The following is a 14,821-nucleotide window of genomic DNA, read 5'->3' as shown; positions in this document are numbered from 1 at the left end:
AACCTAAAGGATCGGAAAAACCGAAAGCGGATAGAATCCGGATCAGTTGGTGAAGCTATACTCTCCCTGAGAAACTGCCTGGTTGTTGTCCCCATTTTCGTCGTCCACCCTGCTCAGGGGATCGAGGAGTACGCCCACATAATAATTTCCGTCGGACACAGTCTCTTCGGTTTCAGCCATATAGTTGTCTATTGACTCCCGGGTGACGTTGACTGTCTGGGTGCTGCCCGCTTTTAAATCCACGGTGGCTTCATAAATTACCGCATCGGAGTAATAGCTTAAGGATGTGCCGTTAGACAATACGACTGCAAAATCTACACCGTCAATAGCAGGCCCGGCGTTGGTAAAGACAATATCAATTTCGGTAATTCCTGTGCTGCCGCCATCGTTTACCACAACTCCGCTTACACCGGGATCAAAACCTGTGAGAAAACCCAGGACCCCGCTGCAACTGCCCAGCAGAATGACCATTGCGAAAATTGATGCCAATCGAACCATATTTTTCATACTATACTCCTTTCAAGACCCGGGGATGCTGGTAACCGTGTCTTGCACTGAAAACTTTCAGTATGAAGTATATATTAGTATAATACTCTGAAATTATCCATTTTTTCCGGATTAATATCTACGGGCCTGAAAACCTTCTTCCATCAGGAGCTTGACAAGGCTATGGGGGCCCACCAGATGGGCCGACCCCACAACCACGAATATTTCGCTGTCGGGCTCGCTGCGAAAGAGGGTGGTCAGCTGCTCCGCCCAGTCATAATTTCTTTGCACGATCAGGCGTTCATAGTAATCCATGGCGTTTTCGTTGGAGGCCAACCCTTCAAGGAGAATTTTTTCCATGCTACGGACATCCCCCTGAGCCCAGGTTTCAAGTATTTCGTACATATACTCATCCAGCTGGGTAAACTCACGAATGGTGTCATTGAGGCTGTAGGCTTGAGCCTCAAGGCTGACAGAATTGAGTATCTCCAGCTGAGCGGTTACGGTTTCAAGGGCGTACACTTCCTTTTCGGTGGATTGGGCTTCCCGGGCAAAGTACACGTCCAATCCGTACTCGGGTTTCATATCCACTTCAAAGCTGCTGAGCATGCTCAAGGTGTTTTCAAGAACCCAGGGCTGTAGACGCTCCACGGTTGAGTAAGGAATACCGTAACGATCGAGTATTTCCAGAAGCATTTCTTCTTCTCTCTCACCCAGATATTCGGAGATTACTCTGTCTCCGGGAAGTGTTGAGTGGGTGCTGAAAAATTCCTGAGCAGCCTCCATATCCGCGTGGATAATATCGACCTCTTCCACCAGAATATCCGATATACTGAATGCCTCAAGAATCTGCTCGGGTAAGGGATATATCATATCGCTGGCAAGGTGAATGGATCCCAAAAGGAATATTTTTCGGCCGTTCCGGCTCATCTCCCAAAGAAAGAGTTCTCCGTCCGTTTTGCCGGGGTAATTGGGGGAATCGGGATAATCGGGGGAAACAGCCGCAGTATTATCCCGGTCGGGGTTGCTTGCCACCGCAGTGGAACTTACCGCATCGGGATCGATGATCCGTGTGGTGGTACAGCCGGATGCCAGGATCAGCAGCACCAGCGCCGCTCCAACACAGCGCCGGAGAAAGGTTGACCCGCCGTTTACATTCCGGAATACGGAAACTATACGCTCGTTTATCATGCTTCACCTCGCTTTGCGTGTCTGTTTTATTTCACCCTTTATTTCACCCCCCTGTGTTCCGGGAGCATTGATTCAGCGGAACCGGACGGGCCGCTGAAGGGCTAAAATTCCGCCGTTTTCGGAGCTCTGGGGAAGGGAATTACATCTCTGATATTCTGCATTCCGGTGACATACTGAATCAGCCGTTCGAAGCCGAGTCCGAAGCCCGAATGGGGTACGCTGCCGAAACGTCGGAGGTCCAGATACCACCAGTAATCCTTTTCGCTGAGTCCGCTTTCTGCCAGCCGTCGACTGAGTACATCCAATCGTTCCTCACGCTGACTCCCCCCGATAATTTCACCCAGTCTGGGAACCAGGACATCCATTCCCCGAACCGTTTTTTCATCATCGTTCAAACGCATATAAAAGGCTTTAATCTCTTTGGGATAATCGGTGACAATCACAGGACCTTTGAACACTTCTTCTGTCAGGAATTTTTCATGTTCGCTTTGGAGGTCAGCACCCCAGCTTACGGGAAATTCAAAATCCTTGCCGGATTTTTCCAGCTGTGTAACCGCATCGCCGTAGCTGATTCGGGTGAATGTAGTGTCGATCACCTGCTGAAGCTGCTGGATAATTCCTTTCTGTATACGCAGGTCGAAAAATTCCATATCATCCTGTGCTTCATTCAGCACCGCGCTGAGAATGTGCTTTAAAAACGCCTCTGACCAATCCATGTTGGCTTCAAGGTCGCAGAATGCAATCTCCGGCTCAATCATCCAGAACTCAGCAAGATGGCGGCTGGTGTTGCTGTTTTCAGCCCGAAATGTGGGACCGAATGTGTAGACCCGATCCATGGCACTGGCGTAAATTTCCGCATTCAACTGTCCACTTACTGTAAGAAAGGATTTTTTTCCGAAAAAATCACGGGAATAGTCTATTCCCTTTGCCATTTTGGCCGGATCCGCCTTGGAGATTCCGTCAAGGTCAAGGGTGGTGACCTGAAACATTTCTCCGGCACCTTCGGCATCGCTTGCGGTGATGATGGGGGTATGCACCCAGAGAAAACCATTCTCCTGGAAAAAATCGTGCACCGCCCGGGACATGGTATTCCGTACTCTGGCAACGGCACCGAAGGTGTTGGTCCTGGGCCGCAGATGGGCAATCTCCCGGAGGTATTCAAAGCTGTGGCGCTTCTTTTGCATGGGGTAGGTTTCCGGGTCGGCATCTCCGAGAATCCTCAGTGCGCTGCAGTGGAGCTCCACCTTTTGGTTCTTTCCCGGGCTTTCTACAAGTCTGCCTTCCACTTCCACGCTGGAACCGTTATTGAGCCGCTGGAGCATCTGCTCATCCAGTATCTGTGTATCCTTATCCAGAATAACCTGAAGATTCTTCATGGAAGAGCCGTCATTCACTTCAAAAAAAACCACATTTTTTGAATCCCGTTTGGTTCTGACCCAGCCCTTGCACAGGACCGGATCCTCCTGGGGATCCATTGATATGAGTGTTTTAACACGGAATCTTTTCATAAACCGGAGATTATCAGCTTGTCCAACCCCAGTCAATCAGGGCTTGATGGATGGCGCCGTGGAAAGGTATGATGTGGAGCGCGCAGTGTGTAAACGTACCTGCGGCAGGAATCAATTGAAAACACGCAACTGCCGGGTTACCGCCCTGAAAGGAATACGCTCAAATGGAAAGAACCAGTAATCTCAGAATAGAATCCTCGGACCAGCTTCTCACTCCCCGTGAACTTCTCAGCGAACTCCCCGCAACGGAAGCACATTTGCAGACCGTGGAGGAGGGACGAAAGCAGATAGAAGCCATTCTCAGCGGCGAGGATTCCCGTCTCCTGGGGGTTATCGGTCCCTGCTCCATACATGATCCGGTGATGGGGCTGGAATATGCAGCCAAATTGAAGGAGCTTGCCCATGAGCTTCGGGACAGTATGTATCTGGTTATGCGCGTGTATTTCGAAAAACCCCGGACCAAACTGGGGTGGAGGGGGTTGATTCTGGACCCCCATCTGAATGGAAGCAACGATATTCAGGAGGGCTTGCGGCAGGCCCGGAAACTTCTTCTTGATATTACAGCCATGGGAATTCCAGCCGGTTCAGAAATGCTGGATCCCATTGTTCCCCAATTTATTGATGATCTTCTCAGCTGGGGTGCCATCGGCGCCCGCACCACCGAGAGTCAGACTCACCGGGAAATGTCCAGCGGACTATCCATGCCCATCGGATTCAAGAACGGAACCGACGGTGCGGTTTCAACGGCCATCAACGCCATGACCTCCTCCCGCCATCCCCACAGTTTTATCGGGATAGATGAGGACGGAAAAACATGCATTCTCAGAACCCGGGGGAATGAAATGGGACACCTGATCCTCAGGGGCGGAAAAAGCGGCCCCAACTATTACCGAGATCATGTGGAATCCGCAGGGAGTCAGCTCAGAGATGCGGGGCTTATCGACAGAATTATGATCGACTGCAGCCATTCCAACAGCGGCAAGAATCATGAACGGCAGCATATAGTGCTTGAGGATCTGGTGCGTCAGCGCTTAAACGGAGTGCATGAGGTGATGGGATTCATGATTGAGAGCAATCATTTTTCGGGGAAACAGGCCATCCCCGAAGATATTTCCCAGCTCAAATACGGGGTAAGCATTACCGATGCCTGTATCGGTTGGGATGAGACGAAACGAATTCTCTACAAAAGCGCAGAAATGCTCAGGAGCGGCAAACTCAACCTTCAGCGCTGAGCTAAGCCAGCCAGCCAGACAACCTGGGGGCTGTACCTAATTACCCCCGGGACTCCAGCGTCCTTCATCCAGGTCAAAAAAGTAATCTCCGTCCTCCAGCTGTTCAATTTCTTCCTGCTCCTGTGCCAGCTGTCGGGTTAAATCCTCGGCCATACTTCCCGGAGAGACGGGGATTCGTGAACTGAGCATTCTGCACTGGTCTTCAAGGTCCTGTATAAAGCCGTCCCAATAGTCCGAGGATGCGAAATCCGGAAATGCCCGGCGAATAGCCGGGTCTTCCTTTCGGGCGGCAATCCATCCGTTGTATGCCACATAGCGAAGTGCTCTCAACAGTTCAATATATTTGAGGCTCTCTTCGGGAAACTCAAGAAATTCCCGATACCCTTCCAGAAATACGGCTGCTTTCTGCTCCTGGCGTTCCGGACTGTCGGATATGATCATCCACATATCCTGTACAACCGGAGCTATCATGCTGTCGTCAAAATCCAGGAAGAACAGCGATTCTTCTCCATGGAGAATATTGCCGGTATGACAGTCCCCGTGAACCGCCTGAAACTTCAGTTCTTTTTCCATTTGCTCCATCCATTCGCCCAACTGGGATATCCGTTCTTCGTATGCGGGAATATGATTGGGTGGAAGCAGTTCTCCGTCCACCAGTAGACTGCGGTGGCGTTCCAGCATGTAGCGGCGGCTCATCACCGGTCTGTGGGGAAGTTCAAGATCCCGGGCGGCAAGATGTATCCGTGCAATGTAGCTGCCCAGGCGTCTGATTAACGGAAGGGTGAATTCATCGATCAGGCGTCCGCCGGTCCTGGGCCAGATGGCGAAGAGCAGGCCGTCCTGAAAAAATATGCTTTCCCCGTCCCGCTGTACCGGTGCGCAGACTGGTACATCCATGGACTGGAGGCGGAAGAGTAACAGATGCTCATCGGAAATTTCATTCCGGTTCCAGCGTCCGGGGCGGTAAAATTTTACTACAACGTGGGAAGAATCCTCCAGCCGCACATCAAACACCCGGTTCTCCAGGCTGTTAAGCTGATGAATATGACCGCTGCAGCTGAATCCTGCCGATTCAACCGCCCTGAGTATGGCGGGTGGATCCAATTGATAAAAATCCATAAATAATTCCTCCCGTTGAGCCCCTTTGGAGCGTGGAGCCATTGTAGAGATCACACCCGGGCCTTGCAATGGAACCGGGCGGTACTTCTGCGTTGGATTACCGCGACGTTCTGTGTATAGTGAATCCATCTCGCCGGTGTGATGAACCGGCGGTGAAGCGGAGGCTCAATGATTATGACAATCGGGTTTCAGAAACTGAAGATCAGCTGTATTATCGGCATTTTGGAACATGAACGGCAAACCGAACAGGATATCTTTTGCGATCTTGAGGTTGATGTTGATGTTGATCTTGACAGGGATACAGACAGGGATACGGATGGGGAAAAGGATCCTGCCCGGGGTCAGGATAGCGGTGAAACAGCGTCCACCCTGGATTACCGTGAACTTGCGGATTTTGCCGCGGATACGGCGGTCAGCGGCAGCTACAGGCTGCTTGAGAACCTTGCTGCCGATATGATCAAAGGGCTGCAGCTGCAATATCCGAATATCCGAGCCGGAACCCTGGAGATCCGGAAACCCCGTGCCATAGCTGACGCCCAGGCGGCATTAATACGAGTCAAATGGTAATCATAAACCAGCTTGTCAACTGAGGCTCGAGGGGATATACTGCCTTTGAAACCAGAACCAAGGAGTCTAATATGGCTTATTCAATTAATAGTGAATGTATCAACTGCGGCGCCTGTGAACCTGAGTGCCCGGTTGAGGCTATCAGCGAAAAAGGTGATGTACGGGTAATCGATCCCGACCTTTGTACCAGCTGCGGCGCCTGTGTTGAAGTATGTCCTGTGGATGCCATCGATCCGGACTGATTCACTGCAGGGTTTTATCGAAATCCCAGCCGTCCGGATCCCTCCGGGCGGCTTTTTCGTGGTATGATCGTTAAATGAGATGATCTTTTTACGTACCATGCTCCGTTTCTCCAGGCTGAATGGCTTTGAAGCGGCGGACTTGAAACTTATATTCAATTCTGATAGAAATCAGTTTCGTTTTAAAAAGATAGATGGTTATGCCTTGTACATCACAGGGTACCAGGTGTAGCCTGTGAATGTTTTAGGAGAAAGATATGGCTGCGAATATTTCTAAGAATGCCCGTCGTGAAGGTGCCAAGGAATTGGTAAGCCGCTGGGGCGGCAAGATTATTATGAAATCTGTTTTTGAAAAGGGCCGGATGCGTCACTACGCCGTATGCGAAAAAACCGGCAATCAGGCCCGTAAGCCCAAAGACCTGATGTAATACGATTCGGAGCGGGTCCCGGGCGCCAGCCTGGTGACCTGACCGAATTCTCATAACAGGGGAAGGCAGGAAAACTGCACCCAGTATTCCCCTTCAGGGAGCCGTTTCATGATACTTTCCGGCCTTGAAATCCAAAAACGTCTCGGCTCCGATATCATTATAGATCCGTATAATCCTGAACAACTGAATCCCAACTCATATAATTTGCGACTCCACCATGAGCTTTTGGTGTATGATGAGCCTGTACTGGATATGAAACGACCCAATGGGGCCACAGCACTGGAAATTCCCCCGGAAGGACTGCTGCTTGAATCGAACCGGCTCTATCTGGGACGCACCATCGAGCACACGAAAACTGAAAATCTGGTGCCCATGCTTGAAGGACGCTCTTCCATTGGAAGGTTGGGGCTTTTTGTGCATATTACCGCCGGATTCGGAGATGTGGGGTTTAACGGATTCTGGACACTGGAAATATTCTGCGTCCAGCCTATCAGGGTGTATTCGGAAATAGAAATATGCCAAATCTTTTATCATACCCTTGAAGGGGAGTACAGCCGCTACAAGAGCGGAAAATATCAGAATAACAAAGGGATACAGCCGTCCCTGCTGTACCGGGATTTCGAAAAATAATCCGGCGCATGCATCGGCAGTAGAGCTGGGCGTCCCGGGCGATGACTGGGTTTATACGAATAGCAGGATATATGGGCAGGACAGAGGGATGCGGTTGAAAAGATACAGGCACGTAATATAAAAATATTTGCAAGAGGGTTTTCATGGAGCAGCAATCATCGACCACACCTCAGGAAGGTCTGAATGCGGAACAGAGCCGGGTTATCTTTGTAAGCCCCGAAGATTGGGTGAGAGAACATTATATTACCATTCTCAATCGCGCCGAGTATAAATGTATTGCTGTTGATGATCCCCGACACATTAGTAAAACTCTGGAGCTGTATCCAGGCAGCATTATGTTTTTCAATGTGGATAAACACCCTGAAAACGACAGCTGGTACGATGTTGCTTCATCCCTGGAAGAAAAACTCAATGCACAGCAAATTCTTCCGGTCTTTATCGGCAAGCAGACACGAGAAGGGATTAAGTCCCGGGTAAAACTGGACATTTCCTTCGATGCCTTTGATATGGGCAAGAGCCCCAAACAGACCATGCTCCTGATCCGGGCGATAATAAAGCAGTGGTATCCCAAGACCAAGAGACGCTACGTTCGGGTAACCTGTAAAAATCACGGGAAGACTAGCTTCAATCTCCGCAGGGACGGAGACAGTTATAACGGCGTGATCATGGATATCAGTTCCGCCGGAATGGCCTGTGTGTTTGACCGGGGACGGGAGCCGGTAAATATGCAGAGGGGGGCGATTCTTCCTAAAATTCAGTTAAAACTGAACGGCAGACTGGTAATGGTGGATGGTGTGCTCATGGGCTCCCGGCAGAATGAAGAGCAGTTGATCTACGTGGTGATTTTCCGGAATCATATTGATACCGGAGGCATTCAGAAGATCAAGGACTATGTGATGGAGCGACTGCAAGAGGATTTTGAAGAGCAGATGACCTATGAATAGTCAGGGTCATGCTCAGCCTTCCAGATATCGTTTTTCCGAACCATTCCGCATGAGGATTGCATGAGCTTCGTGAATCCCCGGTTCAAGCGTTCACCAGTGCGTTTCAAATCATCGGGGAAGTCCGGATGGTCCAGAAGCAACCCGCTGGTTAGCAGATTCTCCACCAGCAGTTTTCCAGCCAGAAATCTCTGAAATTTATCCACTCCGAATGCAATGAACCCCTCAATGAGACTCATTACCTCCCAGGTTACCTGTTCAGCCTGGCTGTAGCGCCCGGCATCCTTGTCCTGGTCGCTCACCCTCAGGGGCAAAGCATCCTGAATACGGGATAATTCCCGGCTGAGATATTCCAGGTCAAACAATCCGGTGGCACAATTGAACAGAATGGCTTTTCCCGCCTGTTCCGCCCCATTCACGGTGGTCCGGCTTACCGCAGGACCGATGTCTCCGCAGCTCAACCCTCCATTAATGGTTTGTAAAAGCACTCCGCCTTTTACATCTACTTCAGTTTTAAAGGAGAAGTCGAATCCTGCAGGTGCCCCGGAGAGAGCGGCCAGTCCGAGTTCCAGGGGGTCGGGGATGTACGCCAGATTGTCCACATTTCCCAGATACCCATAGCGTTTTCCGTTTCCATGGAGTTTGCGGTACACCTCCTCCAGGGCGAAAAAATTCTGCCCATGCCCTCCGGGGAGGGCCAGAGGGCGGTTCTGCTCACCCCATGCCTGAAGGAAAAAATCCCGTTCATGATCCGGGGACAGATGTTCGCTGTGTTCCATGGCTGCGATCAGGGGCTGTATCCCGGTTTCCATGGGGATGGAATCCAGTTGAAGCTGCTCCAGGAGGGGTGCCACTGCGGGACTCCGAGCATACTCATCCAGGGCATGACTGATTTCTTCGTCATTTCCGCTGCTTGTCATCTGGAACAGGGGAAAGAGGGGCAGCCCCCAGTCATCCATACCGCTTTTCCGGCTTTCTGGGAACGTTCGGTAATGTTCAAGGGCTAAAAGCAGCGCTGCACGGATTTTCATTTCCATAAAGCTGAATCCGGGCGTACCGTCGGGGTTGAGGTATGCAGGCGTTACTCCTTTGGCTCTTCCCCGGCACAGACCTGCCTGGGATTCGAAATGCTCTCGGTAGAGCTTGAACAGTTCCGGATGAAAACCTCTGTTCTTTTTTTCATCTGCATAGGATGTGGCGGATCCCCCGTTAAGAATCCCGTAGCTGACCCTGGGCAGGATAGCCAGCCCAAGAAGCCTGATTTTTCGGGCATCCAGACGGATGGGGGAATGATAATTTTCGGCGCTTTCATTGCTTCCATGGGAACCGGATACTGCCAGCTCATTTTTGATCCGTTCACTCATTGCCGGAGGGAGACGGCATTCATCGATTCGGGCGTTCAGGAGGGATGGGGATATTTCCATATAGCCGTCATCAGGCCGGCTGATATCCATGATCTGTTCAGCGGGGCCGGAAATTTTCTTGCCGGATTTGGATGCCGGAGACCATTGGGCGGGTGTTCCCGCTTCGGGAATCTGGAGTTCAGGCAGGCCGGCGAAGGATTCGTCCTTCCGATTATCTGTTGCGTCCCTGTCCATTTCCCGAACCTTATCAAGAACCCAGCTGCTCAGTCCGGAATCAATGCCTTCCCGGGTGAGAATGTCATGGATTTGTTTTCCATATCCGGAAAGTCTCTCCTTTTTTGCATCCTTCATCGCTGCCTCCTGTGTAAGACCGACTGCCGCCCCTGGGGCGGCAGCCGGAACTATATTATTATCTGAGCATCTTTCGAAATTATATCTGGAAAGATGCTCCGATATCGGGTCGAAATCACAATCCTATTACACGAATGGAATTATGATTTCTAAAGGTCGTGGCAATTTCAAAAATTGCTGATTTTTGAAATTGTCTCATTGAGCGAGAAATTTATTCAGCTGAATATAGGCGTTGGCTGCTCCATAGAGACTGATTTTATAATCCTCAACAATGTACACCGGAATCGACGCCAGCACCGGGCGAATGCTGGGCTGAAAATTGTGAAGGAAGAGTTTCATGAAGCGGTTGTCTTCAAGGAAAACACGCTTGTTTTTCGCAGCGATTCCCCCCGCTAGAAATAGCCCTTTTTTCGGAATGAACGCCAGGGAGAGATTATGAGCCGCACGGGCGTACATGCTGACAAAGAGCTCAAGAATTTCCCGGCATACCGGATCGTTGTCAATATTGGCGCTGATGGCCGGGGGTATTTCGCTGTCGGAGAGCAACTCGATATCCCTGATGACTTGACTGTCAGCACCCTTTTTTTCTCTCATGAAATGAAAGATGTTGGCGATACCGATGCCGCTGATAAACATCTCCGGTTCAGGATATGCGCCGTTGCGTTCATACATGAACATTTGGAGCTCCCGGGTAATGTCACTGAAGGGAGCGAAATCCATGTGCCCCCCTTCTGCCGGGAGGGCGAGTATGCGGTCCTGCTCCTCCACAAGGTAGCCGACGCCAAGACCGGTACCCGCTCCCACCACCGCCTGGACGCCGATACCCGGAAGATATTCACTCTGATCCGGCATATGTCCGTCGGGATGGGGCAGGGCGGTAATCTCCTGGGGGTTCTCCACGTCCAGGAGGGGAATACCGTAACACACGGCGGTAAAATCATTGATTACCAGTGTGGGAAACCCGAATTCCCTGCTGATTTCGTCCCCGTCAAGGCTCCAGCTGATGTTCGTAGGTATACAGCGGTTATCAACCACCGGGCCGGCGATGCTCAGACATGCTGCCTGGATGTTGAAACCCGGTACATCTGCACCAAAAGCTTCCCGTGCACGTTGAATGGCTTGACTCAAGTTTTTCAGTTTGGGTGTGGAATATACCTGACGGGATTTCATCTCAAAACTTCCCCCGATATGTTCCATCAGGGCAAGGCTGGTGTTTGTTCCTCCGATATCTCCTGCGAGAATATATGAAGGTTCTTTGTTTTTTGCATCCGTTTTCATGGCAGGCATTGTATCCGGTTCCCCCTCGGCTATGCAACTTGCAAAGCCGTGCTGAATGCTTTACGATTTCTGCTGGAGGTGTCCATGCCTGATGTGAACCCCGATTCTTTTCGCCTGATAACCAGAAGTGATTTCGACGGTCTGGTGTGCGCGGTCCTGTTGAAAGAACAGGAACATATCGAGGAAATCCAGTTTGTACATCCGAAAGATATGCAGGATGGACTCATAGAGATCCGCGAAAACGACCTCACGGCGAATCTCCCCTATGTAAACGGGGTGTACCGGGCCTTTGATCACCATTTTTCCGAAACGATCCGGAATAAAGGTAAGGCCGAAAATCATATTATAGACCCGGACGCACCATCGGCAGCCCGGGTAATTTATGATTTTTACGGAGGCGAGGAAGCGTTTCCCAATATTTCTCTTGATATGATGGATGCGGTGGACAAAGGGGATTCTGCCAGCTTCAATATTGAAGAAGTATTGAACCCCCGGGATTGGGTTCTTCTCAATTTTATTATGGACGCCCGCACGGGTCTGGGACGGTTCAGAAACTTCAGAATTTCGAATTATCAGCTGATGATGGATCTCATTGAATACTGCCGGGACCACAGTATCCAGGAAATTCTGGAATTGCCGGATATCAAAGAACGGGTGGATCTCTACTTTGAACATCAGGAAGAATTTCGCCGGCAAATCAGGGAGAACAGCCGGGTTGAGGGAGATATTCTTATCGTCTCCCTTCTGGACGCCGAACCTATCTATGCGGGAAACCGATTCGTGAAGTATGCTCTCTATCCGGAGACTTCAATTTCTATTCAGCAAATTTGGGGATATAACCGGGAAAATATTGTATTTACCGTAGGAAAGAGCATTTTCAATAAGGTTTCTCAGGTAAATATCGGTGAACTGATGCTGGAGTACGGCGGAGGCGGTCATGCAGCCGCGGGTACCTGCCAAATTGAAAGTGAGCGGGCGGATGAGGTCCTGGCGGAGCTTCTGAAACGGTTGCAAAGCTGAAACCATGACGAAAATTGTATCTTCCACTGAATATTTTACCAGGGGCGGCACTCCAGAACATATTGTAGACTTTCTCTCCGGGGATCGGGCTGCCAACAGTTTTATGCTGGGAAATCTGAAGAGCATGGGGTTTGAACCTTCAAAGCATCAGGAAATACTGATTTGCGTGGATGAGGACTGGGATGGCAACCCCGGAAATTCCATGGGTATTATCGGAGTCCTGATGGCACATTTCACCAATGCCCTGCTGTATTTTCCCCCCAGCTGGCCCTCTGGCTCGAAGAACCGATCCGGATCCACAGCTTTACCCCTTTATAATGTCCTTGTTCAGTGGCTCCATTCGGGCAGGGTGAACCGTATTAACGGCTTGTCCCGATGCATGGATGAGGTGGAAAAACATATTTCATCCGCAGCCCCGGAAGTTCTGATCCACAGGCGGGGGATGCGTCTTGCGGTTTACGACCCGGAGCAAAACGGGGATCCCCTCCAAAGTACAGATACTTCAGGAGCCGATTTACCCGTTGAGAATCCGCCCCCCGACGGATTACATCTGGAAAAGGCCGTCGGACCCGATTGGCGTCTCCTGGATTCAATTATGGATGAAAAAGAGCACATAGATGAATTCGTTGTGGCGGCCGGAGCCAGAGAAACCTTCAGAAACTCCCATGAGGCGGGAGGAGCGAGAAGTTTTGCGCTAAAAGATTCCTCCGGCAGAGTATTGGCTGCGGCAAGCAGTACGGCGGAGAATCAACGTACTGCCATGATTGTGGGCGTGTTCACCGTGAAGGACTGCAGGAGCCGGGGGTACAGCCGTTATCTTATGGGGATTCTCCTGGGGGAGTTAATAGCCGAAGGATTGATCCCCGTGCTGTTTTATGACAATCCCCTGGCAGAGAAAATTTATAAGGGAATGGGCTTTCTTGACGCTGAAGGCTACGATCTTCTCCATTTTACGTTCCGCTGATGGATGTTCCGCTCAGTTATGTTCTGATATGTTCTGATTGAATCCTGGATCAGCGCTCAAGAGTCCTGTTGCAAGCAACCAAGAGTCCTGTGTAAGCAACCAAGAGTCTACGGGCACATCGGAAAGCTGCCCCAGCTCCTTGATACCCCGTTCATTATTCTGATATATTACCGCCATAGATGTAAATAAGGAGATCTCCCAATGATCATACCCCTGAATTATCTTGAAAGTGAAAAGGGAAATATGTATGAATTGACATGTGCGGCCATCCGCCGTGCGTATCAGCTCACAGTAACCGGTGATACGGAAACTGAGGAGGAGCAGTCTAAGATTGTTTCAACTGCCATTAAACAGATTCTCACCCGGAAGGTACAGTACGAGCTGGAAGAGCAGTAAGCAGCAACGCTACCGGGCGGTACTGCTGTTCGGTCCCACCGGGGTGGGGAAGACCGCCGCCCTAGATGAGCTGGGACGCAGTATCGCCGGCATCGAAGTGATCAGCGCCGATTCCATGCAGGTATACCGGGGCATGGATATCGGCACCGCCAAAGCCGACGAACATGAGCGCAGGGCGGTTCCCCATCATCTGCTGGATATTCGGAATCCAGATGAAGGCTTCAATCTTGCAGATTTTATATCCCTGACAGAAGATAAAATCCTGAAGATCCGTTCCCGGGGGGCAATACCGGTGATCAGCGGCGGTACGGCATTTTATTTTAAACATTTATGGTTCGGTCTGCCTGAGAGCCCGCCGGGGGATTCCCTGGTTCGTGAAAAGCTGGAAGCAGAGCTGAACGAAACATCTTCCCGGGAACTCCACACGGAACTTGCCCGGGTGGACCCCGTCTCTGCAGAGAGAATTCATCCCAACGACAGCTACCGAATTGTCCGTGCACTGGAGGTGTATCGCAGCAGCGGAAGAGCGCTGAGCGAATTTCATGTTCCCGATTCACCGAGGGCTGATATGGATCTGCTGGTTTTCGGCTTGGACCGCCCCAGGGGTGAACTGTACGCCAGAATCAACAATCGAGTAGAGCGAATGTTCAAACAGGGACTGGAAACTGAATTGCTGAATTTAATGAAGCAGGGGTATAGCGCCAAGGACCCGGGAATGAAGGCCATAGGATACCGGGAGTTTTTCCGGGAGGAATACCGCAATGAGTTATTAACCCGGGGGTTCCTCACTCCTGATCAACGCAGCCGCATTGTAAATGAAATTCAGACCGCAAGCAGGCGTTATGCTAAACGGCAGCTTACCTTTTTCCGGGCCCTGCCCGATGTACAATGGGTTCACCCGGATGATGTACATCATGTAATTCATGGTATTAATGAGTTTTACGCTGAGGATCATATCTCTTGACAGAGCAGAGCCCCTCGGGCATAATGACGCCTCATTATGGCCACTGTATAGTCATGGGAAGATGCCCGGGCTAATCCGGTTGAATATAGAAGAAAAAAAATATAGGAGCAGCGTCGAGTATGCCTTGCGGAAAAAAGAAAAAA

General features: G+C 50.6%; 16 protein-coding genes. 10 read left to right on the top strand and 6 right to left on the bottom strand.

All coding sequences use genetic code 11. The annotated features are described in order from the left end of the window. Positions 1-42: 42 nt before the first annotated feature. From AC52PS_RS06920 to asnS, 3 genes are all read right to left on the bottom strand, one after another. Entirely contained in the window at positions 43-507 is a 465-nt protein-coding gene (locus AC52PS_RS06920) for a hypothetical protein (RefSeq protein ID WP_495562321.1), read from the bottom strand. Positions 508-618: 111 nt separating this feature from the next. Beyond that, the gene (locus AC52PS_RS06915) at positions 619-1,677 is read right to left on the bottom strand and encodes a TraB/GumN family protein (protein WP_495562320.1); all 1,059 of its coding nucleotides are present in this window, start codon (positions 1,675-1,677) and stop codon (positions 619-621) included. Positions 1,678-1,778: 101 nt separating this feature from the next. Next, the gene (gene asnS / locus AC52PS_RS06910) at positions 1,779-3,185 is read right to left on the bottom strand and encodes an asparagine--tRNA ligase (RefSeq protein ID WP_495562319.1); all 1,407 of its coding nucleotides are present in this window, start codon (positions 3,183-3,185) and stop codon (positions 1,779-1,781) included. 164 nt (positions 3,186-3,349) lie between these two features. Here asnS and AC52PS_RS06905 point away from each other — a divergent pair, with 164 nt between their 5' ends. Continuing rightward, the gene (locus AC52PS_RS06905) at positions 3,350-4,417 is read left to right on the top strand and encodes a 3-deoxy-7-phosphoheptulonate synthase (RefSeq protein WP_495562318.1); all 1,068 of its coding nucleotides are present in this window, start codon (positions 3,350-3,352) and stop codon (positions 4,415-4,417) included. Positions 4,418-4,453: 36 nt separating this feature from the next. On the opposite strand, the gene AC52PS_RS06900 is transcribed toward AC52PS_RS06905, so the two are convergent. Further along, complete coding sequence (locus AC52PS_RS06900) at positions 4,454-5,536, bottom strand: serine/threonine protein kinase (protein WP_495562317.1); 1,083 nt, start codon at positions 5,534-5,536, stop codon at positions 4,454-4,456. A gap of 168 nt (positions 5,537-5,704) precedes the next feature. On the opposite strand from AC52PS_RS06900, the gene AC52PS_RS06895 reads away from it, so the two are divergent. The 5 genes from AC52PS_RS06895 (at position 5,705) to AC52PS_RS06875 (ending at position 8,344) form a co-directional block, all read left to right on the top strand. Continuing rightward, on the top strand, positions 5,705-6,103 hold the full coding sequence (locus tag AC52PS_RS06895) for a dihydroneopterin aldolase (RefSeq protein ID WP_495562316.1): 399 nt from the start codon (positions 5,705-5,707) through the stop codon (positions 6,101-6,103). Between the two features lie 71 nt (positions 6,104-6,174). Next, positions 6,175-6,345: a 4Fe-4S ferredoxin gene (gene fdxA / locus AC52PS_RS06890; protein WP_024268686.1), complete on the top strand. Its 171-nt coding sequence runs from the start codon at positions 6,175-6,177 to the stop codon at positions 6,343-6,345. 254 nt (positions 6,346-6,599) lie between these two features. Further along, a complete protein-coding gene (locus AC52PS_RS06885) occupies positions 6,600-6,770 on the top strand; it encodes a hypothetical protein (RefSeq protein ID WP_024268683.1) in 171 nt (56 codons plus the stop codon). Positions 6,771-6,878: 108 nt separating this feature from the next. Then, complete coding sequence (gene dcd, locus AC52PS_RS06880) at positions 6,879-7,400, top strand: dCTP deaminase (protein WP_495562315.1); 522 nt, start codon at positions 6,879-6,881, stop codon at positions 7,398-7,400. A 143-nt stretch (positions 7,401-7,543) separates the two neighbouring features. Next, positions 7,544-8,344, top strand: a complete 801-nt coding sequence (locus AC52PS_RS06875) for a PilZ domain-containing protein (protein WP_495562314.1) — start codon at positions 7,544-7,546, stop codon at positions 8,342-8,344. On the opposite strand, the gene AC52PS_RS06870 is transcribed toward AC52PS_RS06875, so the two are convergent. Beyond that, entirely contained in the window at positions 8,335-10,056 is a 1,722-nt protein-coding gene (locus tag AC52PS_RS06870; RefSeq protein ID WP_495562313.1) for a UTP--glucose-1-phosphate uridylyltransferase, read from the bottom strand. The two genes, AC52PS_RS06875 and AC52PS_RS06870, sit on opposite strands and share 10 nt — an antisense overlap. Positions 10,057-10,251: 195 nt before the next feature. Beyond that, positions 10,252-11,334 carry a glucokinase gene (locus AC52PS_RS06865; RefSeq protein WP_495562312.1) on the bottom strand — a complete coding sequence of 361 codons (1,083 nt, stop codon included), beginning with the start codon at positions 11,332-11,334 and terminating at the stop codon, positions 10,252-10,254. An 84-nt stretch (positions 11,335-11,418) separates the two neighbouring features. On the opposite strand from AC52PS_RS06865, the gene AC52PS_RS06860 reads away from it, so the two are divergent. The 4 genes from AC52PS_RS06860 to miaA all read left to right on the top strand — a co-directional run bounded on the left by AC52PS_RS06860 (position 11,419) and on the right by miaA (position 14,678). Next, entirely contained in the window at positions 11,419-12,354 is a 936-nt protein-coding gene (locus tag AC52PS_RS06860; protein ID WP_495562311.1) for an exopolyphosphatase, read from the top strand. A 4-nt stretch (positions 12,355-12,358) separates the two neighbouring features. Next, positions 12,359-13,318 carry a GNAT family N-acetyltransferase gene (locus AC52PS_RS06855; protein ID WP_495562310.1) on the top strand — a complete coding sequence of 320 codons (960 nt, stop codon included), beginning with the start codon at positions 12,359-12,361 and terminating at the stop codon, positions 13,316-13,318. A gap of 201 nt (positions 13,319-13,519) precedes the next feature. Next, positions 13,520-13,714 carry a DNA-directed RNA polymerase subunit omega gene (locus AC52PS_RS06850; RefSeq protein ID WP_495562309.1) on the top strand — a complete coding sequence of 65 codons (195 nt, stop codon included), beginning with the start codon at positions 13,520-13,522 and terminating at the stop codon, positions 13,712-13,714. Next, a complete protein-coding gene (gene miaA / locus AC52PS_RS06845; RefSeq protein ID WP_495562308.1) occupies positions 13,650-14,678 on the top strand; it encodes a tRNA (adenosine(37)-N6)-dimethylallyltransferase MiaA in 1,029 nt (342 codons plus the stop codon). Before AC52PS_RS06850 ends, miaA begins: the two co-directional genes overlap by 65 nt. Positions 14,679-14,821: the final 143 nt, after the last annotated feature.

The organism is Salinispira sp., from assembly GCF_059431795.1.
The sequence above is the reverse complement of the archived record's forward strand: the minus strand, read 5'-3'. Positions and strand labels throughout refer to the sequence as shown.

Excerpts from the sequence above, each read along its gene's own strand:
- AC52PS_RS06920 (WP_495562321.1), bottom strand. The coding sequence starts at position 507 with ATGAAAAATATGGTTCGATTGGCATCAATTTTCGCAATGGTCATTCTG.
- AC52PS_RS06915 (WP_495562320.1), bottom strand. The coding sequence starts at position 1,677 with ATGATAAACGAGCGTATAGTTTCCGTATTCCGGAATGTAAACGGCGGG.
- asnS (WP_495562319.1), bottom strand. The coding sequence starts at position 3,185 with ATGAAAAGATTCCGTGTTAAAACACTCATATCAATGGATCCCCAGGAG.
- AC52PS_RS06905 (WP_495562318.1), top strand. The coding sequence starts at position 3,350 with ATGGAAAGAACCAGTAATCTCAGAATAGAATCCTCGGACCAGCTTCTC.
- AC52PS_RS06900 (WP_495562317.1), bottom strand. The coding sequence starts at position 5,536 with ATGGATTTTTATCAATTGGATCCACCCGCCATACTCAGGGCGGTTGAA.
- AC52PS_RS06895 (WP_495562316.1), top strand. The coding sequence starts at position 5,705 with ATGATTATGACAATCGGGTTTCAGAAACTGAAGATCAGCTGTATTATC.
- fdxA (WP_024268686.1), top strand. The coding sequence starts at position 6,175 with ATGGCTTATTCAATTAATAGTGAATGTATCAACTGCGGCGCCTGTGAA.
- AC52PS_RS06885 (WP_024268683.1), top strand. The coding sequence starts at position 6,600 with ATGGCTGCGAATATTTCTAAGAATGCCCGTCGTGAAGGTGCCAAGGAA.
- dcd (WP_495562315.1), top strand. The coding sequence starts at position 6,879 with ATGATACTTTCCGGCCTTGAAATCCAAAAACGTCTCGGCTCCGATATC.
- AC52PS_RS06875 (WP_495562314.1), top strand. The coding sequence starts at position 7,544 with ATGGAGCAGCAATCATCGACCACACCTCAGGAAGGTCTGAATGCGGAA.
- AC52PS_RS06870 (WP_495562313.1), bottom strand. The coding sequence starts at position 10,056 with ATGAAGGATGCAAAAAAGGAGAGACTTTCCGGATATGGAAAACAAATC.
- AC52PS_RS06865 (WP_495562312.1), bottom strand. The coding sequence starts at position 11,334 with ATGAAAACGGATGCAAAAAACAAAGAACCTTCATATATTCTCGCAGGA.
- AC52PS_RS06860 (WP_495562311.1), top strand. The coding sequence starts at position 11,419 with ATGCCTGATGTGAACCCCGATTCTTTTCGCCTGATAACCAGAAGTGAT.
- AC52PS_RS06855 (WP_495562310.1), top strand. The coding sequence starts at position 12,359 with ATGACGAAAATTGTATCTTCCACTGAATATTTTACCAGGGGCGGCACT.
- AC52PS_RS06850 (WP_495562309.1), top strand. The coding sequence starts at position 13,520 with ATGATCATACCCCTGAATTATCTTGAAAGTGAAAAGGGAAATATGTAT.